We start from the raw sequence: 22,866 nt of genomic DNA on the forward strand, positions 1-22,866 counted from the left end.
CGCTCCGGGTCTAGGGTCCTGACCCTAGGGTTCGCCGGGGCGCGTCGATGGGCGGGGCTGGCGGCGCGCGGCAGACGTCGGGCCGGGATGGAGCGGGCGCGATGCCACGTTCCATCCCGGTACGATCAGAAGAGCCCGGCCCGCGCGACCTTGGCTGCGGCCACCATGTTGACCAGCGCGGGCTTCACATCCTCCCACTTGCGGGTCTTGAGGCCGCAGTCGGGATTGACCCAGAGCTGGGCAGCGGGCAACCGCTCGCTCGCGCCGGCCAGCAGCCCCGCCATCTCGTCCACGGTGGGGATGCGCGGCGAGTGGATGTCATAGACACCCGGCCCGATGTCGCCGGGGTATTGGTAGGTGGCGAAAGCGTCGAGCAGTTCCATCCGCGATCGCGCCGTCTCGATCGAGATGACGTCGGCGTCCATCGCGCCGATCGCGGCTATGATCTCGTTGAACTCCGAATAACACATGTGCGTATGGATCTGGGTTTCGCTGGCCACGCCCGATGCGGCAAGGCGGAAGGCTTCCACGGCCCAGTCGAGATAGGCCGGCCAATCGGCCTGGCGCAGCGGCAGGCCTTCGCGCAGGGCCGCCTCGTCGATCTGGATGATCCGGGCGCCCGCCGCCTCCAGGTCGTTCACCTCGTCGCGGATGGCCAGCGCGATCTGGCGGCAGGTGTCGCGGCGGGGCTGATCGTCGCGCACGAACGACCATTGCAGGATCGTCACCGGGCCGGTCAGCATGCCCTTCACCGGCTTGCCGGTCAGCGACTGGGCATAGTCCCACCAACTCACCGTCATCGGCGCGGGCCGCGCCACGTCGCCATAGATGATCGGCGGGCGAACGTAGCGGGAGCCATAGCTCTGCACCCAGGCCGCCTTGGTGAAGGCGAAGCCCGAAAGCTGCTCGCCGAAATACTGGACCATGTCATTGCGCTCGAACTCGCCATGGACCAGCACGTCGAGCCCGATTTCCTCCTGCCAGCGAATGGCGCGTTCGGTTTCCTCGCGCAGGAACCGGTCATAGTCCGCGCCGCCCAGCGCGCCCTTGCCATGGGCGGCACGGGCCTTGCGGACCTCGCCGGTCTGCGGGAAGGAGCCGATCGTGGTGGTCGGCAGCGGCGGCAGATTGAGAATCCCCTCCTGCCGCGCGATGCGCTGGGCAAGGCCTTCGCCGCGCCGGCTGTCCTTCTCGGTGATCGCGCCAACGCGGGCGCGCACCGCGGCATTGTTGGTAAGGGATGAGGCCCGGCGCCGCGCGATCGCAATCTCGTTCGCGGCAAGCTCGTCGGCGATCACCCGCGGCCCGTGATTGAACCCCAGTGCCAACACGTGGAGTTCGCCCAGCTTCTGCACGGCAAAGGACAGCCATTCCACAACCTGCGGATCAAGCTCGGATTCCAGCGCCAGGTCGATCGGCGTGTGCAGCAGCGAACAGGACGGCGCGATCTGCACCGCCGCGCGCCCGCGAACGACCGGCTCATAGCGGCCCAGCAGCCCGGCCAGATCGGCCTTCCACACGTTGCGTCCATCGATCACGCCCAGCGAGAGCAGGAGATCGGCGGGCGCCTTGTCGAGCAACTGCGCCAATTGCTCCGGCGCGCGGACAAGATCGACATGGAGCCCCGCCACCGGCAGGTCCAGCGCAAGGCCCAGATTGTCGCCCAGCGCGCCGAAATAGGTCGCCAGCATCAGCTTCGCGTCGGCCACTCCGGCCAAGGCCCGGTAGGCCACGCGATAGGCCTCGCGGGCCTCGTCGCCCAGATCCAGCACCAGCGCCGGTTCGTCCACCTGCACCCAGTCCGCCCCCGCTGCCACGAGCCGCTGCAAAAGCTCGATGTAAACCGGCAGCAGGCGGGGCAGCAGCGTCAGCGGATCGAAGCCATCGACGGTGGACTTGGCCAGCAGCAGCCAGGTGACCGGCCCGAGGATCACCGGGCGGGTGTGATGCCCCAGCGCCAACGCTTCGACAAAGTGATCGACCGGCTTGCGGGTGCCAAGGGCAAAGGCCTGATCCGGGCCGACTTCGGGCACCATGTAATGGTAATTGGTGTCGAACCACTTGGTCATTTCCAGCGCGCGCACGTCGGCCCCGCTGTCATGGCCATGAGCGCAGCCATGGTCCGCGGCGGGCTCGCTGCGGGTGCCCCGCGCCATGGCGAAGTAGACCTCCAGCGAGTCAGCCGCTCCAAGGTGGCGATAGTGCTGCGGCACCGCGCCCACCATCACGCTGGTGTCGAGCACCTGGTCATACAGCGAGAAGTCATTGCTCGGGATCACCTCGATCCCGGCGTCCTTCTGGCGCTTCCAGTTGGCCGCGCGCAGGGCCCTGGCCTTCTCGAGCAGACCGGCTTCGTCAAGCTTGCCGGCCCAGAAGGCCTCGGTTGCGAATTTGAGTTCCCGGTGGGCGCCGATGCGGGGAAAACCAAGGCTGGCGGTGGTAACGGGCATGCGAAATCTCCTTCGGACCAGCGCGGTCGCCGGTCCGTCATGTCGGTTCGGAAAAGGATTGCCTGGATTTGTGCGCGCGCCGCGTCAGGCGAGGATCGGTCTCGCCGGCACGACGCGCCAACTCATTCGTCGGAACGAACAAGATCGGCGCAAGACTGGTAACATCAACCGATCACCTGTGTTGGCGGGCGGAAGTGCCGAAGGGAGAGCGCGCGAACACCAAAGGCGCCGGGGCGTCAGGTCCCGGCGCGTTGCAATCGCGCGATCCACCGGAGGAACCCCCGTCCGAGGAACGTTTTGGCGTCGAAGGCAGGTCTCCTGGCTTGCGGGTCAACGCGTCGGTTCCGGCCTTCCCGGCATCCGTGCAGGACGCCAGTGACACGAAATGGAACCGCCGCTCGCCGCTTACAGTTGCGGGGGCAGCGCCGGAATCTGCCTGAACGGCATCACCGGCTTCCCGTCTTAGCCCTGCCGCCATGCCTGGGGCAGGGAACCTTGACGCAGTCTATGCACACCATCGCCGCGCCAATGTCAACACGGATATAAAGATATCTTTATATCCGTGTTGACCGGAGATCGGCCCAAGGCACCTCGGCCCTCAATCCTTCCAGCGGCGAGCGGCGATCTTCACGGTAACCGGCTCGCCCAGGCTCTCGGCATTCTCGCCCAGCGCGAAGGCATATTGCCCCCCCGGAAGCGACCAGCCGCCGTCACGCCAGTCCGCCAGCAGGCGCGGGTCGATCGCCATATCGACCTTGCCCTGCGCCCCGGCCGCAAGGTCCAAGCGCCGGAAGCCGACGAGGCGCACCTTGCGCTCGCCCCCGCGCGAGACGAGGTAGAGCTGCGCCACCGTGGCGCCGGGTCGCTGGCCGGTATTGGCAACGGTGAAGCTCGCGGTCCTCCCATCGGTCTTCAGGCCGGAGGCGGCGAAAGTGGTGTAGGACAGGCCATAGCCGAACGGAAACAGCGCCTTCTCGCCCTTGCGCGCGAACCAGCGGTAGCCCACGTCGGAACCTTCGATGTCGTAATCCGTCGTCAGCCTGTCGCCGGGGTGGGCCGGATCGCCGGTGAAGCTCGGCTCCACCGTGTCGCTGCCGTCCAGCTTGGGGCGCGGCAGCTGGCTCTCGTCGCGGGGGAAGGTGATCGGCAGGCGGCCCGAAGGGTTGGTCTCGCCGAACAGGACCGAGGCAATCGCCTCGCCGCCGCGCGCCCCCGGATACCACGCCTCGATCACGCCCGCGACCTTGTCCAGCCACGGCATCTTCACCGGACCGCCGGTTTCCAGCACGACGATCGTGTTGGGATTGGCGGCGGCCACGGCCTCGATCAGGTCGTCCTGCCGGTCGGGCAGCGACAGGTCGGGTACGTCGAGGCCTTCGGTCATCCACTGGGTGGCGAAAACGATGGCCACTTGTGCTTGCCGCGCCTTCTCCACCGCATCGGTGATGTAGCGGCCATCGCGGAAGGTGATCGCGGCCCCCGGCGCGCGGGCCTTGATCGCATCCTGCGGGCTGGAGCGGTGGTACTGCTGGGCGATGAACGAGGCCCAGACCCCGGTCCCGCTGACCGCGCGCACCGCCACCGGCCCGCCTTCGCCGTGGACCTGGCTGGAACCGGCCCCCGAAAGCACGCCGCCATCGGCATAGCCGCCGATGAGCGCGATGGACTTGGCCGTGGCAGCAAGGGGCAGGGCGCCGTTCGCGTTCTTGAGCAGCACGATGCCCTGCCGCGCGGCCTGTTCGGAAACCAGCCCGTTCGCCGCGAAGTCGATCTTGCCGCCGGGCGTCACCGGATGCTTGTCCACTCCGGTCGCATAGATCGCGGTCAGGATGCGGCGGTTCATGTCGTCCAGCCGCGCCTGCCACTGCCGGTCACCCGCCGCCTTGGCCGCCAGCCGGTCGGCGAAGAACACCGCCGGGTCGAGCTGCGCGCCGGACTGCTGGTCGAGGCCCTTGATCGCCGCGCCAAGATCGGGAACCGCGCCCCAGTCCGACATGACGAAGCCCTTGTAGCCCCACGATTGCTTGAGCACCTTGTTGAGCAGCCAGTCGTTGGCGCAGGCCTGCTCGCCCATCACCTTGTTGTAGGCGCACATCACCGAGCCGGGCTGGCCCTGTTCGATCCCGATCTTGAAGGCCAGCAGGTCGCTTTCGCGCGCGGCACCCTCGGCAATCTTCACGTCGACATATTTGCGCGCCGTCTCCTGCCCGTTCAGGGCGAAGTGCTTGATGGTGGAGATGATGTTGTTCGACTGGACGCCCCGGATCGCCGCGCCGACCAGCATTCCCGAAAGCAGCGGGTCTTCCGACAGGTATTCGAACGTGCGGCCGTTGCGCGGATCGCGGGTCAGGTTCACCCCGCCGGCCAGCAGTACGTTGAAGCCCTTGGCCCGCGCTTCCGAACCGATCATCGCCCCGCCCGAGCGGAGGAGGTCGGGGTTCCAGCTCGCCGCCTGCGCCACGCCCGAGGGCAGGGCCGTGGCCCCGTCCTTGCGCAGCCCCATCACGTAAGATACGCCAAGGCTGGCGTCGGTTTCCTTGAGCGCGGGGATACCCAGCCGCTCGATCCCGGCGATATAGCCCGCGCCGGGCACGGCATCGGCCGGGATCGGCGGCGGGTTGCCGCCAAGGGGCAGCGGCATGATGCCGTGGGTGATCACCGTCTTTTCAGCGCTTGTCATCTGGCGAACGGTCGCCTCGGCGCGCTTTTCCGCCGCAAGATCAAGACGGGGATCGGGAGCGGCTGAGGCCAGCGCAGGCACGAGGATGCAGGCAGCACAGGTGGCAAGCGCCGCGGCGCGGATTGTGTTCGGCATGGTGTCCCGTCCTGTTGTTCTAGCCGCGCTTCACGCAGCGAAAGCCGATGTGGCTGGTCGAAGTGTCGATCATCTCGGGGTGGCGCGCGGCCGGGCGATAGCGCTGGCAGTAGTTCTCGGCGCAAAGGTGCGATCCGCCCTTGATCACCTTGCGTCCGATCCGCACTTGCGGCTGGGCCGGATCGAAGCTCTCCTTGAGCTTGCCGCCGCGCGGGTTGGCCACCACGCAGCAGTCCGATCCCTTCTTGCGGTTCTCCTGCCACCAGTCCTGGGTCCATTCCCAGACGTTGGCGATCATGTCGTACAGCCCATATCCGTTGGCCGGATAGGTCCTGACCGGCGAGGTCCGCTCCCACCCATCGGCCAGCGTGTTGGCGAATGGGAACAGGCCCTGCCAGTAATTGGCCATCATCGCCCCGCCCGGTGCCAGTTCGTCGCCCCAGGCATAGTCCTTGCCTTCCAGCCCGCCGCGCGCGGCGAACTCCCACTCGGCCTCGGTCGGCAGGTCCTTGCCCGCCCACCTGGCATAGGCCGCCGCGTCGCTCCACGCGATGTGGACCACCGGGTGATCCTCCAGCCCATCGAGCGAGGAATCCGGCCCATGGGGATGGCGCCAGTCCGCCCCGAAGGAGAATTCCCACCAGCGCGAGGGATCGTCGGTCCCCACCGGCACCGCACTCTTGCGGAAGACCAGCGATCCGGCCCGGTCCATCCCCGGCAGCATTCCGGGATAGTCCTTCGGATCGGGCGCAATCTCGGCCACGGTCACGTGCCCGGTCGCCGCCACGAAGGCGGCGAACTGGCGGTTGGTCACCGGCGTCTCGTCGATCCAGAAGCCGGCCACCTTGACCCGGGCGAGGGGGGCCTCCTCGGGATAGAAGGCGAGCGAACCCATCGTGAACTCGCCGCCGGCTATCCAGCGCATGCCGGGTTGGTCAGGCTGGCTCATTTGCCGGGCGCAGCTCCCTCTTGGGCGGGCACGACATTGCTGCCCTGGCCCAGCACCGGCGCATTGATCAGTGATCGGCCCGCGGCGTGAGCTTCGTTCTTGGCCCGGCTGTCAGGGCGAAGATCGTCAAGCCGGTCGGCCCGGTTGGGTTCCACCAGCCAGTCGTCGGGGAAGGGCGCCGCGCCCGTCCCGGCGCGATTGCGCCGCACGATCCCGCGCGAATCCCGCTCGGTATAGGGGATCACGTGGCGGCCGTTGCGGTCGGCCAGCTGGGCATAGAGCGCCTTGCGCAGCTCGACCTTGCTCTCCACGTAGGCCGGATCGTCGATCAGGTTGCGCATCTCGTCCGGGTCTTTCGACAGGTCGTAAAGCTCGTCGCGGTCGTAGATGCCATAATACTGGATATACTTGAGATTCCCGCGCCGGATCGCAAAGGTGCCGGGCGTCATCGGGAAACTCCATTCCCAGTAATATTCATAGATGAAGTCCGGCGCTTTCCAGTCCGCCGCCTTCACCGTTCCGTTGATCAGCGGCCAGGCGCTCTTGCCCTCGAACTGCGGCGGGCGCGGCGCGCCGGCCATGTCGAGGAAGGTCGGGGCATAGTCCAGCACCCGCAGCAGCCCGGTGTTGACCGTGCCAGCCGGAACCGTGCCCGGCTCGTACATCACCATCGGCACCCGCACCGACGGCTCATAGGCGGTGCGCTTGTCGATCAGGCCATGGTCGCCGATCTGGAAGCCGTTGTCGGCGGTGAACACGACCAGCGTGTCCTTCTCCATGTTGTTCTTCTTCAGCCAGGCCATGATCCGGCCCACGCTGTCGTCCACCGCCGAAAGGGTGGCGTAGTAGTAGCGCAGGTACTCGGTCATCTTCATGTCGGAATTGTAGAAGAAGTCGATGCCGTGCCAGGTGTTGCGCTGGTTGAAGACCCACATCGGCTTACCCGCGTAGTTCTCCGGCGTATTCGCGGCGCTGGCGGGAATCCTGAAATCCACCCCGTCGTACTGATGGGCATAGCGCGGCGGCGGCAGCGGGTCGGAATGGACTGCCTTGTGGCTGAGGTAGAGGAAGAAGGGCTTCTTCGCATCGCGCTCCTTGTCCAGCCAGTTCAGCGCATAGTCGGTCAGCTCGTCGGTGATGTAGCCCTTCTGCGGCACTTCCTTGCCGTCGACGTTGAGCTGGTTGACCTTGCCCGCCGCGATCGCCGCCGGGGGCAGGTCGGTCGTTGGATAGTAGTGGCCCTGCCCCTTGAAGCTGATCCACTTGTCGAAGCCGGGGCGGGGGGCATCGGTGTCGTTGCCCATGTGCCACTTGCCCATGAAGGCGGTCTGGTAACCGGCCTGCTGGAGATAGCGCGGGAAGAAGGTCAGCCCTTCTTCCGACGAATTGTTGTTGTCGACGATGCCGTGGTTGCGCGCGGTCATCCCGGTCAGGATCGTCGCCCGGCTGGGGGAGCAGAGCGAGGAGGTGGTGACGGTGTTGGGGAAGTAGGTCCCTCCCTTGGCCAGCTTGTCGATGTTGGGAGTCTTGAGGCCGGGCTGGAGGAAGCCCATCCCGTCGAAGCGCAGGTCGTCAAGCAGGATGAAGATGACATTGCGGGGCCGTTGCAGCGGCGTTGCAGTGCCGTTGTATTCCGGCTTGGCGGGCTTGTCGGCGGCGGCCAAAGGCTGGCCGAGCGCGGCGATGACGGCAGCTCCGGCGAGCGCGATCTGGCGAATGGCGGGCATGGTAGTTCCTTTTATTTCAGCCATTTATCCGGCCAACGCTGCGCATCAGGCCTTCATAGTCGAAGATCGGCTTGCGCGGATCGTAAGTCCCCTCAAGCTGCTGGATCGCATAGTTCGCCGCATTGGGCAGATACTCGTTCAGTACCGTTGCAGCGGCCCGCAGCGCAGGAAGCGCGGGCCTTGCAAGCGGACCAAGACGGGTCAGCGCATTCAGCGCCTGCAGGCGAACCGGGATCGGCTGGCTGCCGCTTTCTAGCAGGGCGGCAAGGACGGAAACGCTTTCCTCGCTGCGCCCAAGCCCCGCCAATGCCTCGGCCGCGACCACGCGGACCGGGCCCGAAGGATCGCTCCGCATCAGGCCGGCCAGCTGCCCGGCGGCAGGCGCGGCGGCCTTGTCCAGCATGAGCAGGCCGAGGGCCCCCCAGTAGCGGATCACCTCGTTGCGGTCGGCCAGCGAAGCCCGGAAAAGCGCCAGTTTTCGCGGGTCACGCCGCGCCGCGGCCTGACCCAGCGCCATCGCGCGGCGCAGCGGATAGACCCCCTTGGCGCGGCTGGGAACATAGCCCTCCAGCGGCGAGCTTTCGGGGATGAAGCCGTTGTCGTTCACCCGCAGCATCTCCGCATCCAGCGCCGCGCGCATGGCGGCGATGCGGGGCGCGAGGGCAGCGTCTGCGATGCGGTTGTCAATGCCGTCAGGATCGGCCTTGAGGTCGTAGAATTCCTCGTAGGAACGTGGCTCGAACGCGCGTCTTTGTACTGCGTTCAGCTTGCCGGCGCGGTGAAGTTCGTCCCAGTTCTGGTAGCTCTTCATCAGCCAGGAAAAGCCCTGGTTCTGCACTAGCGGCAGGAAGGGCATGTAGTTGCGGATGTAGCGATAGCGCCCGTCGGTGACGGTGCGCACGAAATCATAGCGCTCGTCCATCCGGTTGCGCATCCCGAAGGCATAGCGCTGCGGTCCTGTGGCGCCGGCGCCGGCGAGCGCCTTGCCCTGCATGGCGGCCGGAATCGGCGCCCCGGCGAGCGAAAGCACCGTGGGGGCAAGATCGACGTAGCTGACCGGCGCCTCGATGGCGGAGCCCATCGAGGCCGGGGCGAGGTGAGCCCACTTTGGCGGGAAATGGACCACCATGCCGCAGCGCAGGCCCTCGTCCGTGCAATAGCGCTTCGAGCGGGGCAGCACGCCGCCATTGTCGGAATAGTAGAACACGATGGTGTCGTCGGCGAGGCCGGCGGCCTCCAGTTCGGCCAGCCGCGCGCCGATTTCGCCGTCCATCCGCTCCATCAGGTTGTAATAGCTGGCATAGTCCCGGCGGATTTCCGGCGTGTCGGGCAAATAGGCCGGAACGCGCACGTCCTCTGGTTTCACCTTGCCTTCGGTGACGACGAACATACGGCTTTCATGGGTGGTTTCGGTGTTGAACACGGCCATGAATGGCTTGCCCGCCGGGCGGTTCTTGTAGTGGGCCGCCTTGCCGCTGTCGTCCCAGACCCGCTTGGGATCGACGTCGCAGTTGTAGTCGGTCTTGGCGTTGTTGGTGCAGTAGTAGCCCGCCTTGCGCATCTCTTCGGGATAGGTCGGGAGAATGCCGAAGGCCTTGGCATTGGCGCGCATGTGGTTGGCGGGCGCGGCGGATTGGGAGTGGACTCCGGTCAGGATGGTGAAGCGCGTCGGCGCGCAGACCGGGGCGTTGGAATAGACGTTGCGGTAAAGAATTCCGCGCTTGGCCAGGGCGTCGATGTTCGGCGTATGGGCGATCCTGTCGCCATAGGCGCCGATGTAGGGATTGTTGTCCTCGCTCACCAGCCAGAGGATGTTCGGACGTTCCCTCGCCGTGGCGGCGCGGGCGGCCACGGACTGCGCGGCAGCCAGCCCGGCCATGCCGGAAAGCACGGTGCGGCGGGAAAGCCCGGAACGGGAACGATCGGTCATTGTCTTCTCCTCCCGCGCCCGTTCGCCGTCTGGCGCTCCGGGCCGGTCATCCTTGGTCGATGCGAGGCTCAGGGATCGAGCCGTTCGCAGGCTTTCAGGCCGCCGCCACCTTCGCCGCCGCCTGCGGCCGGAGCAGCCCCGCCGGCCGGCCGCGCGGCGCCGGGAAAACCGGCGAGGCAGGCATGGACCGGGTCGTAGTTCAGCGGCGGAGTGCGCCTCTCAACCGGCCCCTTGGGCAACTTGGCCTTCAGTTCGGCAACCACGCTGGCGTAGCGCGGATCTGCGGCAAGGTTGCTGTGCTCCTTCGGATCGGCGTCGTGGTCGTAGAGCTCCGCGCCCAACCGGCCTTCTTCCCATTCGGTATAGCGCCAGCGTTCGGTCCGCACGCTGCGGCCGCCGCGGATCTGGGTCAGCGCCGCGTGATCCCACTTGGCCGCGGGCTGCCTCAGCAGCGGCACGAGGCTGCGCCCTTCGTTGCGCTGGTAATGGGGCAGTCCCGCCAGTTCGGTCAGCGTCGGGTAGAGGTCGAGCATCTCGACCGTGCGCGGGGAGCGGGCATTGGCGGCGGTCACGCCCGGCGCGCGGATGATCAGCGGCACGCGGTCGGCTTCGTCCCACAGGATATTCTTCATCCATTGCCCGTGTTCGCCCAGCAGGTAGCCGTGGTCGCTGGTGAACACCACGACCGTGTCCTTGTCCCGCCCCAGCCGCTTCAGTTCGGCCAGAACCCGGCCGACCTGCGCGTCCATGAAGCTGGTGGAGGCCGAATAGGCGCGGACGATCTCCTGCTGCTGGCGGGCGCTCATCCCGAAATTGTCGGGCTTCCACGCCTTGGTATAGTCGGGCACCGCGGCGAGCGAGGCTGGTGTTTCGGCCGCGATCTTCATTTTCCCGACGGGGTAGGGCGCGAAGTATTTCTTCGGCGCAACCAGCGGCACGTGCGGGCGATAGAAGCCCACCGCGATGAAGAACGGGCGGTCCTTGCCCGCATTGGCGCGCAGCATGTCGATCGCGGCTGAGGCGACCTTGCCGTCGGTCTGTTCGGCGTCGGCGCCGTCGTCGTCGAGCCAGGCCATGGCCGAACCATAGGGAATGCCTGGCGTGTTGTTCTTGAGCTTGCCGTCCTCGGCATCCCGGTCGCGCCCGCGCGGGTTGACCACGGTGGTCCACGATGGCGGATCGTCGGGCCCGCCGGTGCCGATGTCATTCGGCACGCCTTGATGGAAGATCTTGCCGATCCGCCCGGTGAAATAGCCGTTGGTGCGGAAATATTCGGGCAGGGTCCGGATATCCGGCAGGGCGCGCCGGAACGGGGTGTTGAGATCCATCACCCGCGTTGTATCCGGCCGGGTTCCGGTGAGGAACGAGGCGCGGCTCGGCCCGCACCAGGGAAACTGGGTATAGGCGCGCTGGAACTGCACGCCGCTGCGGGCGAAGGCATCGATGTTGGGCGTGCGCACCGGCGCACCATATGTGCCAAGGCGCGGCGCCAGGTCGTCCGCGATGATAAGCAGCACGTTGCGAGGGCGCTGCTGCTGCGGTTCGGGGGCGGGGTGGGCGGAAGAGGGCGGGACGGCCTCGCCCGCCAGTGCCGGAGTCAAGGGTGCGGCCAGCGCCAGCGCGAGGCCAGCGGCGACGGTGGCCGAGCGGAGGTAGGGACGGATGCTGGTCATGATCGGGTCGCTCCGCTTACCTCGGCTGACTGGACGTAGCAGCAGTGGGCTCGGGCGGCGGCGCAAGATGCGCGGGGAGCGGAACGCGGTCCGGGGCGTCGTCAAAGCGCTCGCGCAGGCGGAAGGCCTCGGGCGCTTCGGCCAGGGCCGGGGTGCTGTATTTGCGCGCCTCGCTCCACCACAGGCGCTTCAGTTCCGCCAGCCTGGCGGGGTACTTGGCCGAAAGGTCGGTGCTTTCCGAGAAGTCGGCTTCGGTATCGAACAGCTCCCACTTGTCGGCCGCGAAGTCTGCCATCTGCTGGTGCATCGCCACCGCGCGCCACTTGCCCTGCGTGATCGCGCGGTTGCCGCGCAGCTCGAAATACTGCTTGGTACGCGCGCTCGGGGCGGCGGCGGAAGAGAAGCTGGCGCGGATCGACTTGCCCGCGACGGGGATTTCCTTGCGACCGGAGACGGCGGCGGGAAAGCCGGTTCGGGCCGCGTCGGCCAGGGTCGGGGCGAGGTCCACCACATCGACGTATTGCTTGCGGATCGCGCCATGGTCGCGGATGCCCTTGGGCCAACTGACGATCAGGGGCGTGCGAACGCCGCCGAGATAGGGCCAGACCTTGTAGCGGCGCAGCGGTGTGACCCCGGCCATGGCCCAGGGGCGCTGGTATTCGGACTGGGTCTTGTCGGTACCCAGTTCGTCGATCCGGGCCAGCATCTGTTCGGGGGTGAGCGTGTTGGGGCGGTACATCTTCTCGAACGAGCCCTTCTGGCCCGCCTCCGATGCCGCGCCGTTGTCGGACATCACGATGAGCAGCGTGTTGTCATACTGGCCGGTGGCCTTGAGATGGGCGACGACGCGGGCGATCTGCTCGTCGGTATGAGTCAGGAAGCCGGCGTAGACCTGCATGAAACGGGCGAAGACGGCCTGCTCGGTTTGCGTAAGGTCGGCCCAGGCGCGGTCGCCGGGGTTGCGCGGCGGAAGCAGGGTGTTTGCAGGGACGATGCCCAGCGCTTTCTGCCGGGTTAGGCGGTCTTCGCGCAGCTTGTCCCACCCCTTCAGGTACATCCCGTTGTAGGCGTCGATGTAAGGGCGCGGCACCTGGATCGGCGAATGACCCGCGCCATAGGCGAGATAGACGAAGGCGGGCTTGCGCGGCTGGCCTGCCTTCGGCGTGAGGGCGGCAATGGCGCGGTTGGTGATGTCGACCGAGAAGTGGTAGCCCGGCGTCTCCGGCGCCGGAATGCGGCGGTTTCCTTCGATCAGGTTGGGGTGATACTGGTCGGTCCAGCCCAGGAAGAAGCCGTAGAACTGGTCGAATCCGCGCTGCCGTGGCCATGACGCATTGTGCCCGGGCGTGCCGTCCTCGCTCTCGGGGGCAAGGTGCCATTTGCCGAAGCCGGACGTAGCGTAACCCGCGCGGCCCAGCACCTGGGCAATGGTCTGGGCGTTCTGCGGCAGTTCGCCCCGGTCCCGCGTCAGGTCCGCCGGGTTGAGCTTCATGGCGGGCAGGTCGGCCATGCGGATGGTCTGCGGATTGCGCCCGGTGAGCAGCGCCGCGCGGGTGGGGGAGCAGACCGCCTTGGTGTCGAAATGATTGTAGCGCAGCCCGCCTGCCGCGATGGCGTCGATCGCCGGCGTGCGGATCTCCGAACCGAACGCGCCAAGGTCGGAAAAGCCGACATCGTCCAGCACGATCAGCACGATGTTGGGGCGCTGGTCAGCTGGCGCCGGGGCGGCCTGTACGCTCGGCATGAAGGCGATCGACGCCAGCCCGGCCAGCAAAGCGGTCGCAGTTTTCCTGTTGGGTGCTCGCACCTTCACCACCTCGTCCCATATGCGTCGATACGCTTCTGTTTGAAGTGAAATCCGGCTGGAGCGCCTCAGAGTCAAGCAAAAAATTTAGCGCTAAATTAAATCTGCGAAAGGATGGCCGTCCGCTGTGCGTTCGGGCTTGTTCCATCATGCTTTTGGCGGGGCAGTGGAATCGCGGATGACGAGTTCGAAATCGAAGTAGGTGGCTTCCTGATCCGCCTCGCGCGCGCCTTGCGCGATTTCCACGGCGTGTCGCATGGCCTCGGCCGACATGGCCGAAACGGGCTGCCGGATGGTGGTCAATCTCGGCCAGATCTTGACCGCAACCGGCCCGTCGTCGAAACCGGCCACGGACAGCTCACCGGGAATATCCATGCCCATGCGGTGAGCGAGCGAGACGACTGCCGCTGCCATGTCGTCGTTTCCGGCGAAGATCGCGGTCGGGCGTTGCGGCAAGGACAGCAATTGCTGTGCCGCCACCAGTCCGGAATCGAACGTGTAGCTGCCCTGGGCCACGATGCTCTGGTCAATCGCGATCCCGGCCTCGGCCAATGCCTCGCAATAGCCTTCATAGCGGGTTCGGCCCGCGTGCAGCGCTGGGTCCATGCGGATGAATCCGATCCTCCGGTGACCGAGCGAGACAAGGTAGGCGGTCATCGCCTTGGCCGCGGCGCGGTCGTCGATCCGCACGGTCGGGGTCGAGGACAACTCGTCGCCCGAGCAGATGCCGACCATCGGGATCGGCAGATCGCGCCGGCTGAGCGCTTCGCAGAAGGGTGGGGGCGCGATCATCGCGCCGGCGCCCAGTTGGGCCAGCTCGTCGACCAGTTCGAGCATGGCATCGACATCGTGGCCGGTGTAGCGCCGGATGATCAACTGGGCCCCGCGCTCGCTGCTTTCATCCACCGCGCCGACAAGGACGGAACTGAGAAACCCGCTCTCGCCCATGCCGCACAGCAATCCGATCCGGACGGCCGCCGCGCTGGCCAACGAACGGGCGGCGAGGTTTGGCTTGTACCCCAGTTCTCGCACCGCCTCGAGGACGGCCTCGCGGGTCTGTTCGCGCACGTTGCGGCGATTGTTGAGGACGTTCGAGACGGTCATCATCGACACGCCGGCGCGTTCCGCCACGGTCTGGATGGTGACTGCCTGACTGCTCCTTCGTCCCCCGCGTGACATCAGTATTCCGGTTCCGTCCTGTTAGAGTTCGCTTGTCCCGGGTTTCGGGCGGGTCCTTGGCCCAGGCCCTTACCCCAGACCCTTAGCATAGCCTTTCAGGCCAAGCAGCAGAAAGGCCACCGATAGCGGCGAGGCGATGGCGCAGACCATCGCAATGGCCTGTGGCAGCATGGCGGGGTCTGCGAACCAGTAATCCGTGATCAGTGCAATCGCCAGTGGACCGCCGGCCGCGCCGATCAGGTTGATGAGCAGCATGTAGCCCGCCGAAACCAGCGCGCGCATCCGGTTGGGGGTGATCTCCTGCAAGGCTGCAAGGCCCCCGCCGAAGTTGAAACCGGCGAAGAAGTTCATCGCGCCGATCAGTGCCAGCGCCAGCGCGCTCGAGGCGACCAGCGGGAAGGCGATGGTAATGGGGATGAGTGCGACAAAGCCGATCAGCGCGGCCTGGAGGTTGCCGAACCGAAATCCGCGCTGCCGCAGGAAGCTGGCGAAAAACCCGCCGACAAGCGTGCCGGAGACGCCGCAGACGAAAACGATCGGGCCATAGCTGGCGCCGATCTCTGCCGTGGTCATGCCGAACTTGCGCTCAAGAAACGCCGGGATCCATGCGCCGGTCGCATTGCCGACGAGGATCATCAGCGCGAAGCCGATGCCGATGCCGATGTAGGCCTGCCAATGCTTGCCGAGGTGAGCGAACAGGGTCCTCAGCGGCACGCTGACCGCTTCTCCGCTCGTGCCCTTGCGAGCTGGTTCCGGGATCGCCAGCAGCAGGCCTGAGAGCAGGACGCCCGGAATTCCAAGCATCAGGAACACAATTTGCCAGCCCTTGATGCTGCCGACCATGGGCAGGACCACTGACGAGGTCGGGGGGATGTGGGTCGCGATAACGCCGCCAAGGACCAGGGCCAGCGCACCGCCGGAATAGATCCCCATCTGGTAAAGCCCCATCGCGGCGGGCAGGCGTTCCTTGCGGAAATAGTCGGACAGCAGCGAGTAGGATGCAGGACCCAGCCCGCCTTCGCCGGCGCCGACCGCGATGCGCGCGGCGAACAGCGTGGGAAAGTTGCGCGCGAGGCCGCACAGCGCCGTGGCGATGCTCCAGACGAACACGGCCGCGCCCACGATGTTGCGCCGGTTCGAGCGGTCGGCGATCCGGGCCACCGGAATTCCTACGAGCACGTAGAACAGGGTGAAGCTGAGGCCGTACAGCAGGCTCATCGCCGTATCGCTGACCTGCAGGTCCTGCTTGATCGGCTGGACCAGCAGGGCCAACGCCTGACGGTCGACAAAGGCAAGCGTATTGGCGAGCATCAGCATGAACGCGACCGACCAAGCCGTGCTCGCCGGGGGCCAGGCGGCCGCGTCGTCGTGATCCTGCATTTTTGGCGGCGGTGCCATTCATCCTGCTCCCGTATCATTGCCTTGTGGCGTTTTAACGCTAAACTTATGCAGAACGCCGGGCTCTGTCAACCAAGCAGGATCCTGGCATGGAGGCGATGTATTAGCGCTAAAGTTCCCTGTTGACTCCGGTTCAATGCAGGTTTAGCGCTAAAGAAGATCGCCGCCGGCCCTGCTTTCTAAAGGGCGTGGATCACGCAATCGGTTTGGGCCGGTGGGCTGCGCATCAGGAAAATCTGTCACGTCCGGTCCAAGGCCGGCGGGCAATCAGGAGAGGGCATCGTCATGGTTCGTCACCGTATTCCGTCGGTATTGCTGTCAGTTTCCGCCTTGGCGCTGACCGGCTTCGTCGCCCCCGCTTTCGCGCAGGATGCTGCGCCTGCGGCCCCCGAAGCGCAGGCTGCCGAAGAGGCGGCACCGGCTGACAGCGGGGATATCGTGGTGACCGCGCAAAAGCGCGCCGAGCGTCTGCAGGACGTTCCCCTCGCGGTTACGGCAGTCACTGCGGACTCGCTCAGGAACCGCCAGATCAACGATACCAACTCCCTGGTCGCGGCGATCCCGTCGCTCAGCTATCAGCAGGGCGCGAACCCCACCAACACCAGCTTCCGCATTCGCGGCGTCGGCACGGCCCTGTTCGGCCAGGGTGTCGAATCCTCGGTGTCCGTCGTGGTGGACGGGGTTGTGGCGGTGCGTTCTGCCCAGGGGTTCTCCGAACTCGCCGATGTGGAGCGCGTGGAAGTCCTGCGCGGCCCGCAAGGTACGCTGTTCGGCAAGAATGCCTCTGCCGGCGTGATCAGCGTGACGACGGCGCGTCCGTCGAACACGTTCGAGGCGCGCGGCGACGTGACGATTGCCGAGCATAACGAGTACCGCGCCAAGGGTGCTGTTTCCGGCCCGCTTTCCGATACCCTGCGCGCAAGCCTCAGCGGCTTTTACAGCAATGTTCAGGGCACGACCTACAACATCGGGACCAGGCGCTGGGTCAACGGTTCGAAGGGCTGGGGCATTCGCGGCAAGCTGGATTGGGATGCGACCGAAAACCTCAATTTCCTCGCCGCCGCTGAATATCGCAAGACCGATGCCCTCTGCTGCGGATCGACCATGGTGTCGATCGTCAATCCGGTTCTGCAGCAGCTGGTCGGGCCGATCACTGCCAGCACCAGCAACCGCACCATCAACGAAGATTCCGACACTTACGCCAACTCGACCTCGGAAACCTATTCGTTGACGGGTTCGCTGGATCTGGGCGGGTCCACCATCACCTCGATTTCCGCCTATCAGCACTACACGCTCGACGTTAACCAGCCGATCGACCGGATCAATACGGCCGTGCCGCTTTACGTCGGTGTGGATGGAACCGGCCAGCCGCAAGCCTATGCGTTCTGGAACCAGAACCACGGCCAGGTCGACATGAAGGCGGTCAGCCAGGAACTGCGCATTTCAAACAACGGCAAGAGCGACCTGAACTACGTTGTCGGCGCTTACTTCATGCACAGCTTCATCGATCGTCCGTTCGACCGGCGCCGGGCGCGGTGCACGGCCGGAACGATCGGTCAGCCCTGCGCTACGGCCAGCACCGTCTGGCAGTCTGCGCGCAGCGACATCAGGCTCAAGCAGGACAGCGTGGCGCTGTTCGGGCAGGCCGACTACCGGATCGTTGGCGGCCTGCGGGCTATCGGCGGCGTGCGTGCCCAGGTGGAGCAGGGCATCAACACCGGGTACCGCCTGTCCGGCACGAACTATGTTGCGGGCGACGCGAACTTTCCCGGCAACACGACCGTCCTCGAGTCGGCAAAGACGCATTACAAGGCAAGCGACCGGGCCATCACCGGCAAGGCCGGGTTGCAGTATGAATTCAACCGCAATGCCCAAGTCTATGCCTCGTACACCCGGGGCTACAAGGGGCTGGGCTTCGAAATGGAAATCGGCGCCGACCTCGAAAACCAGAAGGCCGTTCGCCCCGAGCACGTCAACGCCTATGAAATCGGCTTCAAGGGCCGTACGTCCGACGGCAGCCTGAGCGTGGCCGCGGCCATCTTCCGGGCCGACTACACCGACCTTCAGGTTCAGGCGAACCGCTCTAACGCGACGACCGGGGTTATCCAGTTCGTCACGACCAACGCCGGCTCCTCGCGCACGCAGGGCTTTGAAATTGAAGCGACATTGCGTCCCACGGATGGCTTCACGGTCAATGCGGCGGTCACCTACTCCAAGTCGCGCATCAACATCGACGGCCTGAACTGTGCGATCCAGCAGCAGCTTGCCGCGCCCGTGCTGCTCACCAACCCGGTAAACACCTGCTACCGCGTGGCGCCTGCCGGCGTGACCACCCAGGCCCAGATCGATGCCCTGACTGACGCGCAGCGGAGGGCGATCACCCCCCAGCAGAACCTGCGGGACCGGCCGCTTCAGGCCAGCCCGGACTGGCGCATCAGCGTTTCGCCGCGCTACGAATTCCCGCTCGGCGGCGTCGATGCGTTCGTCCAGGCTTCCGCCAACTTTACCAGCGCGCAGAACTTCACGGCCGAGCAGGATCCGCTCGCCGTGCAACCGGCCTATGTCATCGTTGATGCCAGTGTCGGATTTGCGACGGCCGACAAGCGGTACAGCGTCAGCCTGTTCGTCAAGAACCTGTTCAACGAACATTACCTGACCAGCCTCGGCCACAACTCGCTGCTGAGCACGATCGACAACCCGTACGATCTGGTCGGTACCTACAACAAGGACGCCGACCGGTACTTCGGCGCGACGCTGGGCTTCCGCTTCTGATCCTTCCCCCTGCCGGCGCGCATTTTCGCGCGCCGGCACCTTTTCGAGATCCAAGACATGTCCACGCGCAGCCTGCCGACCACTGATACCGGACTTGATGCGCGATCTCCGCTGGCGCTCGATGCCGAGGCGCTGGCCTGGGTCGAGCGGACCCGCGATGGCCTCTGCGTCGAGGACCTGGTCGCGCAATTGTTCAATTTCGCCACCGAGACCGACAGCGAGGATGAAACCTCCGCCATTCTCGCGCTGAAGCCGGGTGCGATCCATCGCTTCCCGACCCGCGACCTTGCTGCTGCAGTGCAGACCACGCGCGCCATTCTCGAACGCTCCGAAGTTCCGCCGCTGATCAGCGGCGACATCGAGGGCGGCACTATCAGCTATGCTTTTGCCACGGCCGTGCCGAACCAGATGGGCTTCGCCGCCTGCAACGACCTTGCAACGAGTGTGCAACTGGCACGCATCGTGGCGCAAGAGAGCCGGGCGCTGGGTTACGACTGGTCCTTCACCCCGGTGGTCGACGTCAACGCCGAATTCCGCAGCGCCATCGTCGGGACGCGCTCCTACGGCTCGGACCCGGACACGGTCCTGGCTCAGGCGAGGGCCTATGTCGGGACGCTGCAATCCGAAGGTATGGCGGCCTGCGCCAAGCACTGGCCGGGCGACGGTTTCGATGAGCGCGATCAGCATCTCGTCACCACGGTCAACCCGCTCGACATGGATGCCTGGCGTTCGATCTTCGGACGGATTTACCAGACCCTCATCGATGATGGCGTGATGACCATCATGTCCGCGCATATCGCCTTGCCGGCCTATGTGCGTTCGAAGTTGCCGGACGCCGGGCGTGAGGCGTTTCGTCCGGCCACGGTTTCGCGTTTGCTCAATGAAGACCTGCTGCGCGGGGAACTGGGGTTCAAGGGCCTGATCGTTTCCGACGCCACCGGCATGGGCGGGCTGACCAGCTGGACCGAGCGCGAAGAGGTCGTTCCCGAAGTTATCGAGAACGGCTGCGACATGTTCCTGTTCAGCCGCAACCCGGCGCGCGACGTGGGCCTGATGATGAAGGGCCTGCGCGAAGGACGCCTGTCCGAGCGGCGGCTCTACGAGGCGGCGACCCGCGTGCTCAGCCTGAAGGCGGCGCTGGGGCTGCATGTCAGGTCCATCGACGAGCGCCTGCCCGATCTCGAAACCGTGCGGACGAAGCTGCGGACGCCGCAGAGCCTTGCCACGGCGCGCGATGCGCTGGGCAAGGGGGTGACGCTGGTCAAGGACACGGCTAACCTGCTGCCGATCGATCCACAGCGCCATCGCCGCGTTGTCGTCATCGCGGAGGAGGGGTGGAGCTTCTTCTCGGGCGCGCTGGAACGCAGCCTCGCTCCGGCGATTTCAGCCCTGGGCGCGCGCGGCTTCGAGGTTCGCATGTATGACCGCGACAATCAGCCGACCCGCGAGGACACCGATCTGGTGCTCTATCTGGTCGGGCAGGAAGCGACGCCCACGGCCTCGCGCATCTTCCTTGACCTGGCCAAGCTGCACGACGGCACGCGCAAGGCGATGACCCAGTCGTTCCGCGAGATCCCGACCGCGCTGGTGTCGTTCGGCCAGCCCTATTACCTGTTCGACGCGCCGACCTGCACCACCGCGATCAACGCCTACAATTCGCTGGCCGAATGCCAGGAAGAGGTGGTCCGCCGCCTCGTCGGCGACGTGCCGTTCACCGGCAAGAGCCCGGTCGATGCGTTCTGCGGGCGGGAGCAGCTCAAATGGTAGGCCCTGCTCCCGCAGCGCCGGTTGCCGACATGCCCAACGAGCAGCGCCCGCAGCTTGAGCGCCTCTATCAGGACATGGCGCCGCGCAGTCTGCTGCCGCTGTGGGAAAGCCTGCACGCGCTGGTGCCGCGCGAACCGCGTTCGCCCGCCCTGCCGTGGCGCTGGTCATACGGCGAGGTGCGCGATTACCTGATGTGCGCGGGCGACCTGATCAGCGCGGAGCAGGCCGAGCGCAGAGTGCTGATCATGGAAAATCCCGGCCTGCCGGGGTCGAGCGGGATCACGCAGAGCCTCTATGCCGGTCTGCAACTGATCCTGCCGGGCGAGGTTGCCCCGTGCCACCGCCACAGCCAGAGCGCCCTGCGCTTCGTGCTGGAAGGAAGCGGCGCCTATACCGCGCTGGATGGCGAGAAGGCGGTGATGGAGCCGTTCGACCTCGTGCTGACCCCCGGCGGGCAGTGGCATGACCACGGCAACCCTTCCGATCAGCCGATGATCTGGCTCGATGGCCTCGACATCCCGACCGTGCGCCTGTTCGATGCCGGTTTCGCAGAGAATCTGGGCGCCAGTTCTCATCCCGAGACGGTCGGCGCCGGTGATACGCTGGCGCGCTATGGCCACAACATGCGACCGATCCGGGGCAGCGTTGCCGACCGGCGGCCGGTGAACCGACCGCTGTTTCACTATCGCCATGCCGAATGGCGCACCGCGCTTGCGGCCATGGCATCCAGCGCTCAGATCGACCCCTACCTCGGTCACGCGCTGGAATTCCTCAACCCGGCGGACGGCGGCCCGATCATGGCCACGATCTCGGCCCACGTTCGCCTATTGCCCGCCGGCTTCGAGACGAAGCCCCGCCGCTCGACCGACGGCACGGTCTTCGTGGTCGTCGGCGGCGAGGGCGAGGCGCTGCTGGGGGACGAGACGATCGCGCTCGCTCCGCGCGACGTGGTGGTTGTGCCTTCGTGGACTGCGCTGACCTTGCGGGCCCGCAGCGAGCTTGTTCTTTTCGCCTATTCCGACAAGGCCTCGCAGCAGGCCCTGAACCTCTATCGGGAGCAAAACCTTTGACCCTCGACTTCGCGCCCCAGGCCCCCGTTCTTGCTGCCACGACCGACGGGCGGGAGTTCCCGGTCCGCCGCCTGTTCTGCATCGGCCGCAACTATGCGGCGCACGCCCGCGAAATGGGCAAGGACCCGGACCGCGAAGCGCCGTTCTACTTCACCAAGTGGGCCGAGACCGTCGTCCCCAGCGGTTCGACCATCGCCTATCCGCCGCTGACCGCCAATTTCCAGTACGAGGCCGAACTGGTCGTGGCCGTCGGCAAGGGCGGGCGCAATATCGCGCGCGAGGACGCGCTTGATCACGTCTGGGGCTATGCCACCGGGCTCGACATGACCCGCCGCGATCTCCAGTTCGAGGCGCGCGACAAGGGCCGTCCGTGGGATACCGGCAAGAACGTGGAGCAGTCCTCGCCGCTCGGCGCCATCCATCCGGTCAGCGAAGTGGGGCACCTCTCCACGGGTTCGATCCGCCTGACGGTGAACGGCGAGGTCAAGCAGGATGCGGATCTCGACGAACTGATCTGGCCGGTCGAAGACGTGATCGCCTATGTCTCGCAGGGATACCGGCTTGAGCCGGGCGACCTGATCTATACGGGCACCCCGGCGGGCGTGGGCGCGGTGGTCAGCGGCGACGTGATCGTGGTCAGCATTGCCGGGCTGTCGGACCTCACGGTTACGGTGGGGCCGCTGGCGCATGACTGAGGAGCTTGTCCTTCACGGGTTCTTCCGCAGCTCGGCCAGCTACCGGGTGCGGATTGCGCTTGGCCTGAAGGGCATTTCCTATCGTGATGCGTTCCATAACCTGCGCAAGGACGCGCAGAAGGCGCCAGCCTATCTTTCGCTCAATCCGCAAGGGCTGGTGCCGGCGCTCGAAACCGCGGGCGGCGTGCTGACGCAGAGCCTGGCCATCTGCGAATATCTTGACGAGATCCAGCCTGTCCCGCCGCTGTTGCCCGCCGATCCGTTCGAGCGGGCCCGCGTGCGGGCCTTCGTCCTCGCGATCGCCTGCGAGATTCACCCGCTGCAGAACCTCGGCACGCTGCGGCATCTGCGCGCTCTGGGGATCGATGCCGAGGGCGTGAACGAATGGGCGCGCAGCGTGATCGACACCGGGCTGGAGGCCTGTTCGCGCCTCATCGCCGATCAGGGCGGGCCCTATTGCTTCGGCGATGCCGTGACGCTGGCCGACGTCTGCCTGGTGCCGCAGCTTGCCAATGCCCGGCGGTTCGGAGCCCGGACGGACTGGCCGCGCCTTGCCGAGATCGAGGCCAACTGCCTCGCCTTGCCGGCTTTCCAGCGAGCGCGCCCGGACGCGCAGGGCGACGCCGTGGAATAGAGA

14 protein-coding genes and 1 riboswitch are annotated in these 22,866 nt (G+C 66.2%); of the genes, 5 read left to right on the forward strand and 9 right to left on the reverse strand.

Annotated features, from left to right (window positions below):
* Positions 1–125: 125 nt before the first annotated feature.
* From metE to H7F51_RS07740, 9 genes are all read right to left on the reverse strand, one after another.
* Positions 126–2,450, reverse strand: a complete 2,325-nt coding sequence (gene metE, locus H7F51_RS07700) for a 5-methyltetrahydropteroyltriglutamate--homocysteine S-methyltransferase (RefSeq protein ID WP_185663666.1) — start codon at positions 2,448–2,450, stop codon at positions 126–128.
* 291 nt (positions 2,451–2,741) lie between these two features.
* Positions 2,742–2,962: riboswitch (cobalamin riboswitch) on the reverse strand.
* Positions 2,963–3,048: 86 nt separating this feature from the next.
* Complete coding sequence (locus H7F51_RS07705; RefSeq protein WP_185663667.1) at positions 3,049–5,265, reverse strand: beta-glucosidase family protein; 2,217 nt, start codon at positions 5,263–5,265, stop codon at positions 3,049–3,051.
* Positions 5,266–5,284: 19 nt separating this feature from the next.
* A complete protein-coding gene (locus H7F51_RS07710) occupies positions 5,285–6,214 on the reverse strand; it encodes a formylglycine-generating enzyme family protein (protein ID WP_425491014.1) in 930 nt (309 codons plus the stop codon).
* Positions 6,211–7,941, reverse strand: coding sequence for a sulfatase family protein (locus H7F51_RS07715; protein WP_185663668.1), 1,731 nt, complete (start codon positions 7,939–7,941; stop codon positions 6,211–6,213). The genes H7F51_RS07710 and H7F51_RS07715 overlap by 4 nt, the downstream gene beginning before the upstream one ends.
* A gap of 16 nt (positions 7,942–7,957) precedes the next feature.
* On the reverse strand, positions 7,958–9,871 hold the full coding sequence (locus tag H7F51_RS07720) for a sulfatase-like hydrolase/transferase (protein WP_185663669.1): 1,914 nt from the start codon (positions 9,869–9,871) through the stop codon (positions 7,958–7,960).
* A 68-nt stretch (positions 9,872–9,939) separates the two neighbouring features.
* Positions 9,940–11,544 carry a sulfatase gene (locus tag H7F51_RS07725; RefSeq protein ID WP_185663670.1) on the reverse strand — a complete coding sequence of 535 codons (1,605 nt, stop codon included), beginning with the start codon at positions 11,542–11,544 and terminating at the stop codon, positions 9,940–9,942.
* 16 nt (positions 11,545–11,560) lie between these two features.
* Complete coding sequence (locus H7F51_RS07730; protein ID WP_343061245.1) at positions 11,561–13,357, reverse strand: arylsulfatase; 1,797 nt, start codon at positions 13,355–13,357, stop codon at positions 11,561–11,563.
* Between the two features lie 138 nt (positions 13,358–13,495).
* A complete protein-coding gene (locus tag H7F51_RS07735; RefSeq protein WP_185663671.1) occupies positions 13,496–14,527 on the reverse strand; it encodes a LacI family DNA-binding transcriptional regulator in 1,032 nt (343 codons plus the stop codon).
* Between the two features lie 69 nt (positions 14,528–14,596).
* The gene (locus tag H7F51_RS07740; RefSeq protein ID WP_246447983.1) at positions 14,597–15,925 is read right to left on the reverse strand and encodes a spinster family MFS transporter; all 1,329 of its coding nucleotides are present in this window, start codon (positions 15,923–15,925) and stop codon (positions 14,597–14,599) included.
* Between the two features lie 285 nt (positions 15,926–16,210).
* Between H7F51_RS07740 and H7F51_RS07745 the strand changes: the two genes are divergently transcribed.
* From H7F51_RS07745 to maiA, 5 genes are read left to right on the forward strand one after another with little or no spacing between them, the layout of a single operon-like run.
* Positions 16,211–18,697 carry a TonB-dependent receptor gene (locus tag H7F51_RS07745; RefSeq protein WP_185663672.1) on the forward strand — a complete coding sequence of 829 codons (2,487 nt, stop codon included), beginning with the start codon at positions 16,211–16,213 and terminating at the stop codon, positions 18,695–18,697.
* A gap of 57 nt (positions 18,698–18,754) precedes the next feature.
* Positions 18,755–20,464 carry a glycoside hydrolase family 3 protein gene (locus H7F51_RS07750; RefSeq protein WP_185663673.1) on the forward strand — a complete coding sequence of 570 codons (1,710 nt, stop codon included), beginning with the start codon at positions 18,755–18,757 and terminating at the stop codon, positions 20,462–20,464.
* On the forward strand, positions 20,458–21,534 hold the full coding sequence (gtdA, locus tag H7F51_RS07755; RefSeq protein WP_221774056.1) for a gentisate 1,2-dioxygenase: 1,077 nt from the start codon (positions 20,458–20,460) through the stop codon (positions 21,532–21,534). Before H7F51_RS07750 ends, gtdA begins: the two co-directional genes overlap by 7 nt.
* A complete protein-coding gene (locus H7F51_RS07760; RefSeq protein ID WP_185663674.1) occupies positions 21,531–22,229 on the forward strand; it encodes a fumarylacetoacetate hydrolase family protein in 699 nt (232 codons plus the stop codon). Before gtdA ends, H7F51_RS07760 begins: the two co-directional genes overlap by 4 nt.
* The gene (gene maiA / locus H7F51_RS07765; RefSeq protein ID WP_185663675.1) at positions 22,222–22,863 is read left to right on the forward strand and encodes a maleylacetoacetate isomerase; all 642 of its coding nucleotides are present in this window, start codon (positions 22,222–22,224) and stop codon (positions 22,861–22,863) included. The genes H7F51_RS07760 and maiA overlap by 8 nt, the downstream gene beginning before the upstream one ends.
* The last annotated feature ends 3 nt before the right edge of the window (positions 22,864–22,866 follow it).

Source organism: Novosphingobium flavum (genome assembly GCF_014230315.1).
GTDB lineage: Bacteria > Pseudomonadota > Alphaproteobacteria > Sphingomonadales > Sphingomonadaceae > Novosphingobium > Novosphingobium flavum.

Excerpts from the sequence above, each read along its gene's own strand:
- metE (WP_185663666.1), bottom strand. The coding sequence starts at position 2,450 with ATGCCCGTTACCACCGCCAGCCTTGGTTTTCCCCGCATCGGCGCCCAC.
- H7F51_RS07705 (WP_185663667.1), bottom strand. The coding sequence starts at position 5,265 with ATGCCGAACACAATCCGCGCCGCGGCGCTTGCCACCTGTGCTGCCTGC.
- H7F51_RS07710 (WP_425491014.1), bottom strand. The coding sequence starts at position 6,214 with ATGAGCCAGCCTGACCAACCCGGCATGCGCTGGATAGCCGGCGGCGAG.
- H7F51_RS07715 (WP_185663668.1), bottom strand. The coding sequence starts at position 7,941 with ATGCCCGCCATTCGCCAGATCGCGCTCGCCGGAGCTGCCGTCATCGCC.
- H7F51_RS07720 (WP_185663669.1), bottom strand. The coding sequence starts at position 9,871 with ATGACCGATCGTTCCCGTTCCGGGCTTTCCCGCCGCACCGTGCTTTCC.
- H7F51_RS07725 (WP_185663670.1), bottom strand. The coding sequence starts at position 11,544 with ATGACCAGCATCCGTCCCTACCTCCGCTCGGCCACCGTCGCCGCTGGC.
- H7F51_RS07735 (WP_185663671.1), bottom strand. The coding sequence starts at position 14,527 with ATGTCACGCGGGGGACGAAGGAGCAGTCAGGCAGTCACCATCCAGACC.
- H7F51_RS07740 (WP_246447983.1), bottom strand. The coding sequence starts at position 15,925 with ATGGCACCGCCGCCAAAAATGCAGGATCACGACGACGCGGCCGCCTGG.
- H7F51_RS07745 (WP_185663672.1), top strand. The coding sequence starts at position 16,211 with ATGGTTCGTCACCGTATTCCGTCGGTATTGCTGTCAGTTTCCGCCTTG.
- H7F51_RS07750 (WP_185663673.1), top strand. The coding sequence starts at position 18,755 with ATGTCCACGCGCAGCCTGCCGACCACTGATACCGGACTTGATGCGCGA.
- gtdA (WP_221774056.1), top strand. The coding sequence starts at position 20,458 with ATGGTAGGCCCTGCTCCCGCAGCGCCGGTTGCCGACATGCCCAACGAG.
- maiA (WP_185663675.1), top strand. The coding sequence starts at position 22,222 with ATGACTGAGGAGCTTGTCCTTCACGGGTTCTTCCGCAGCTCGGCCAGC.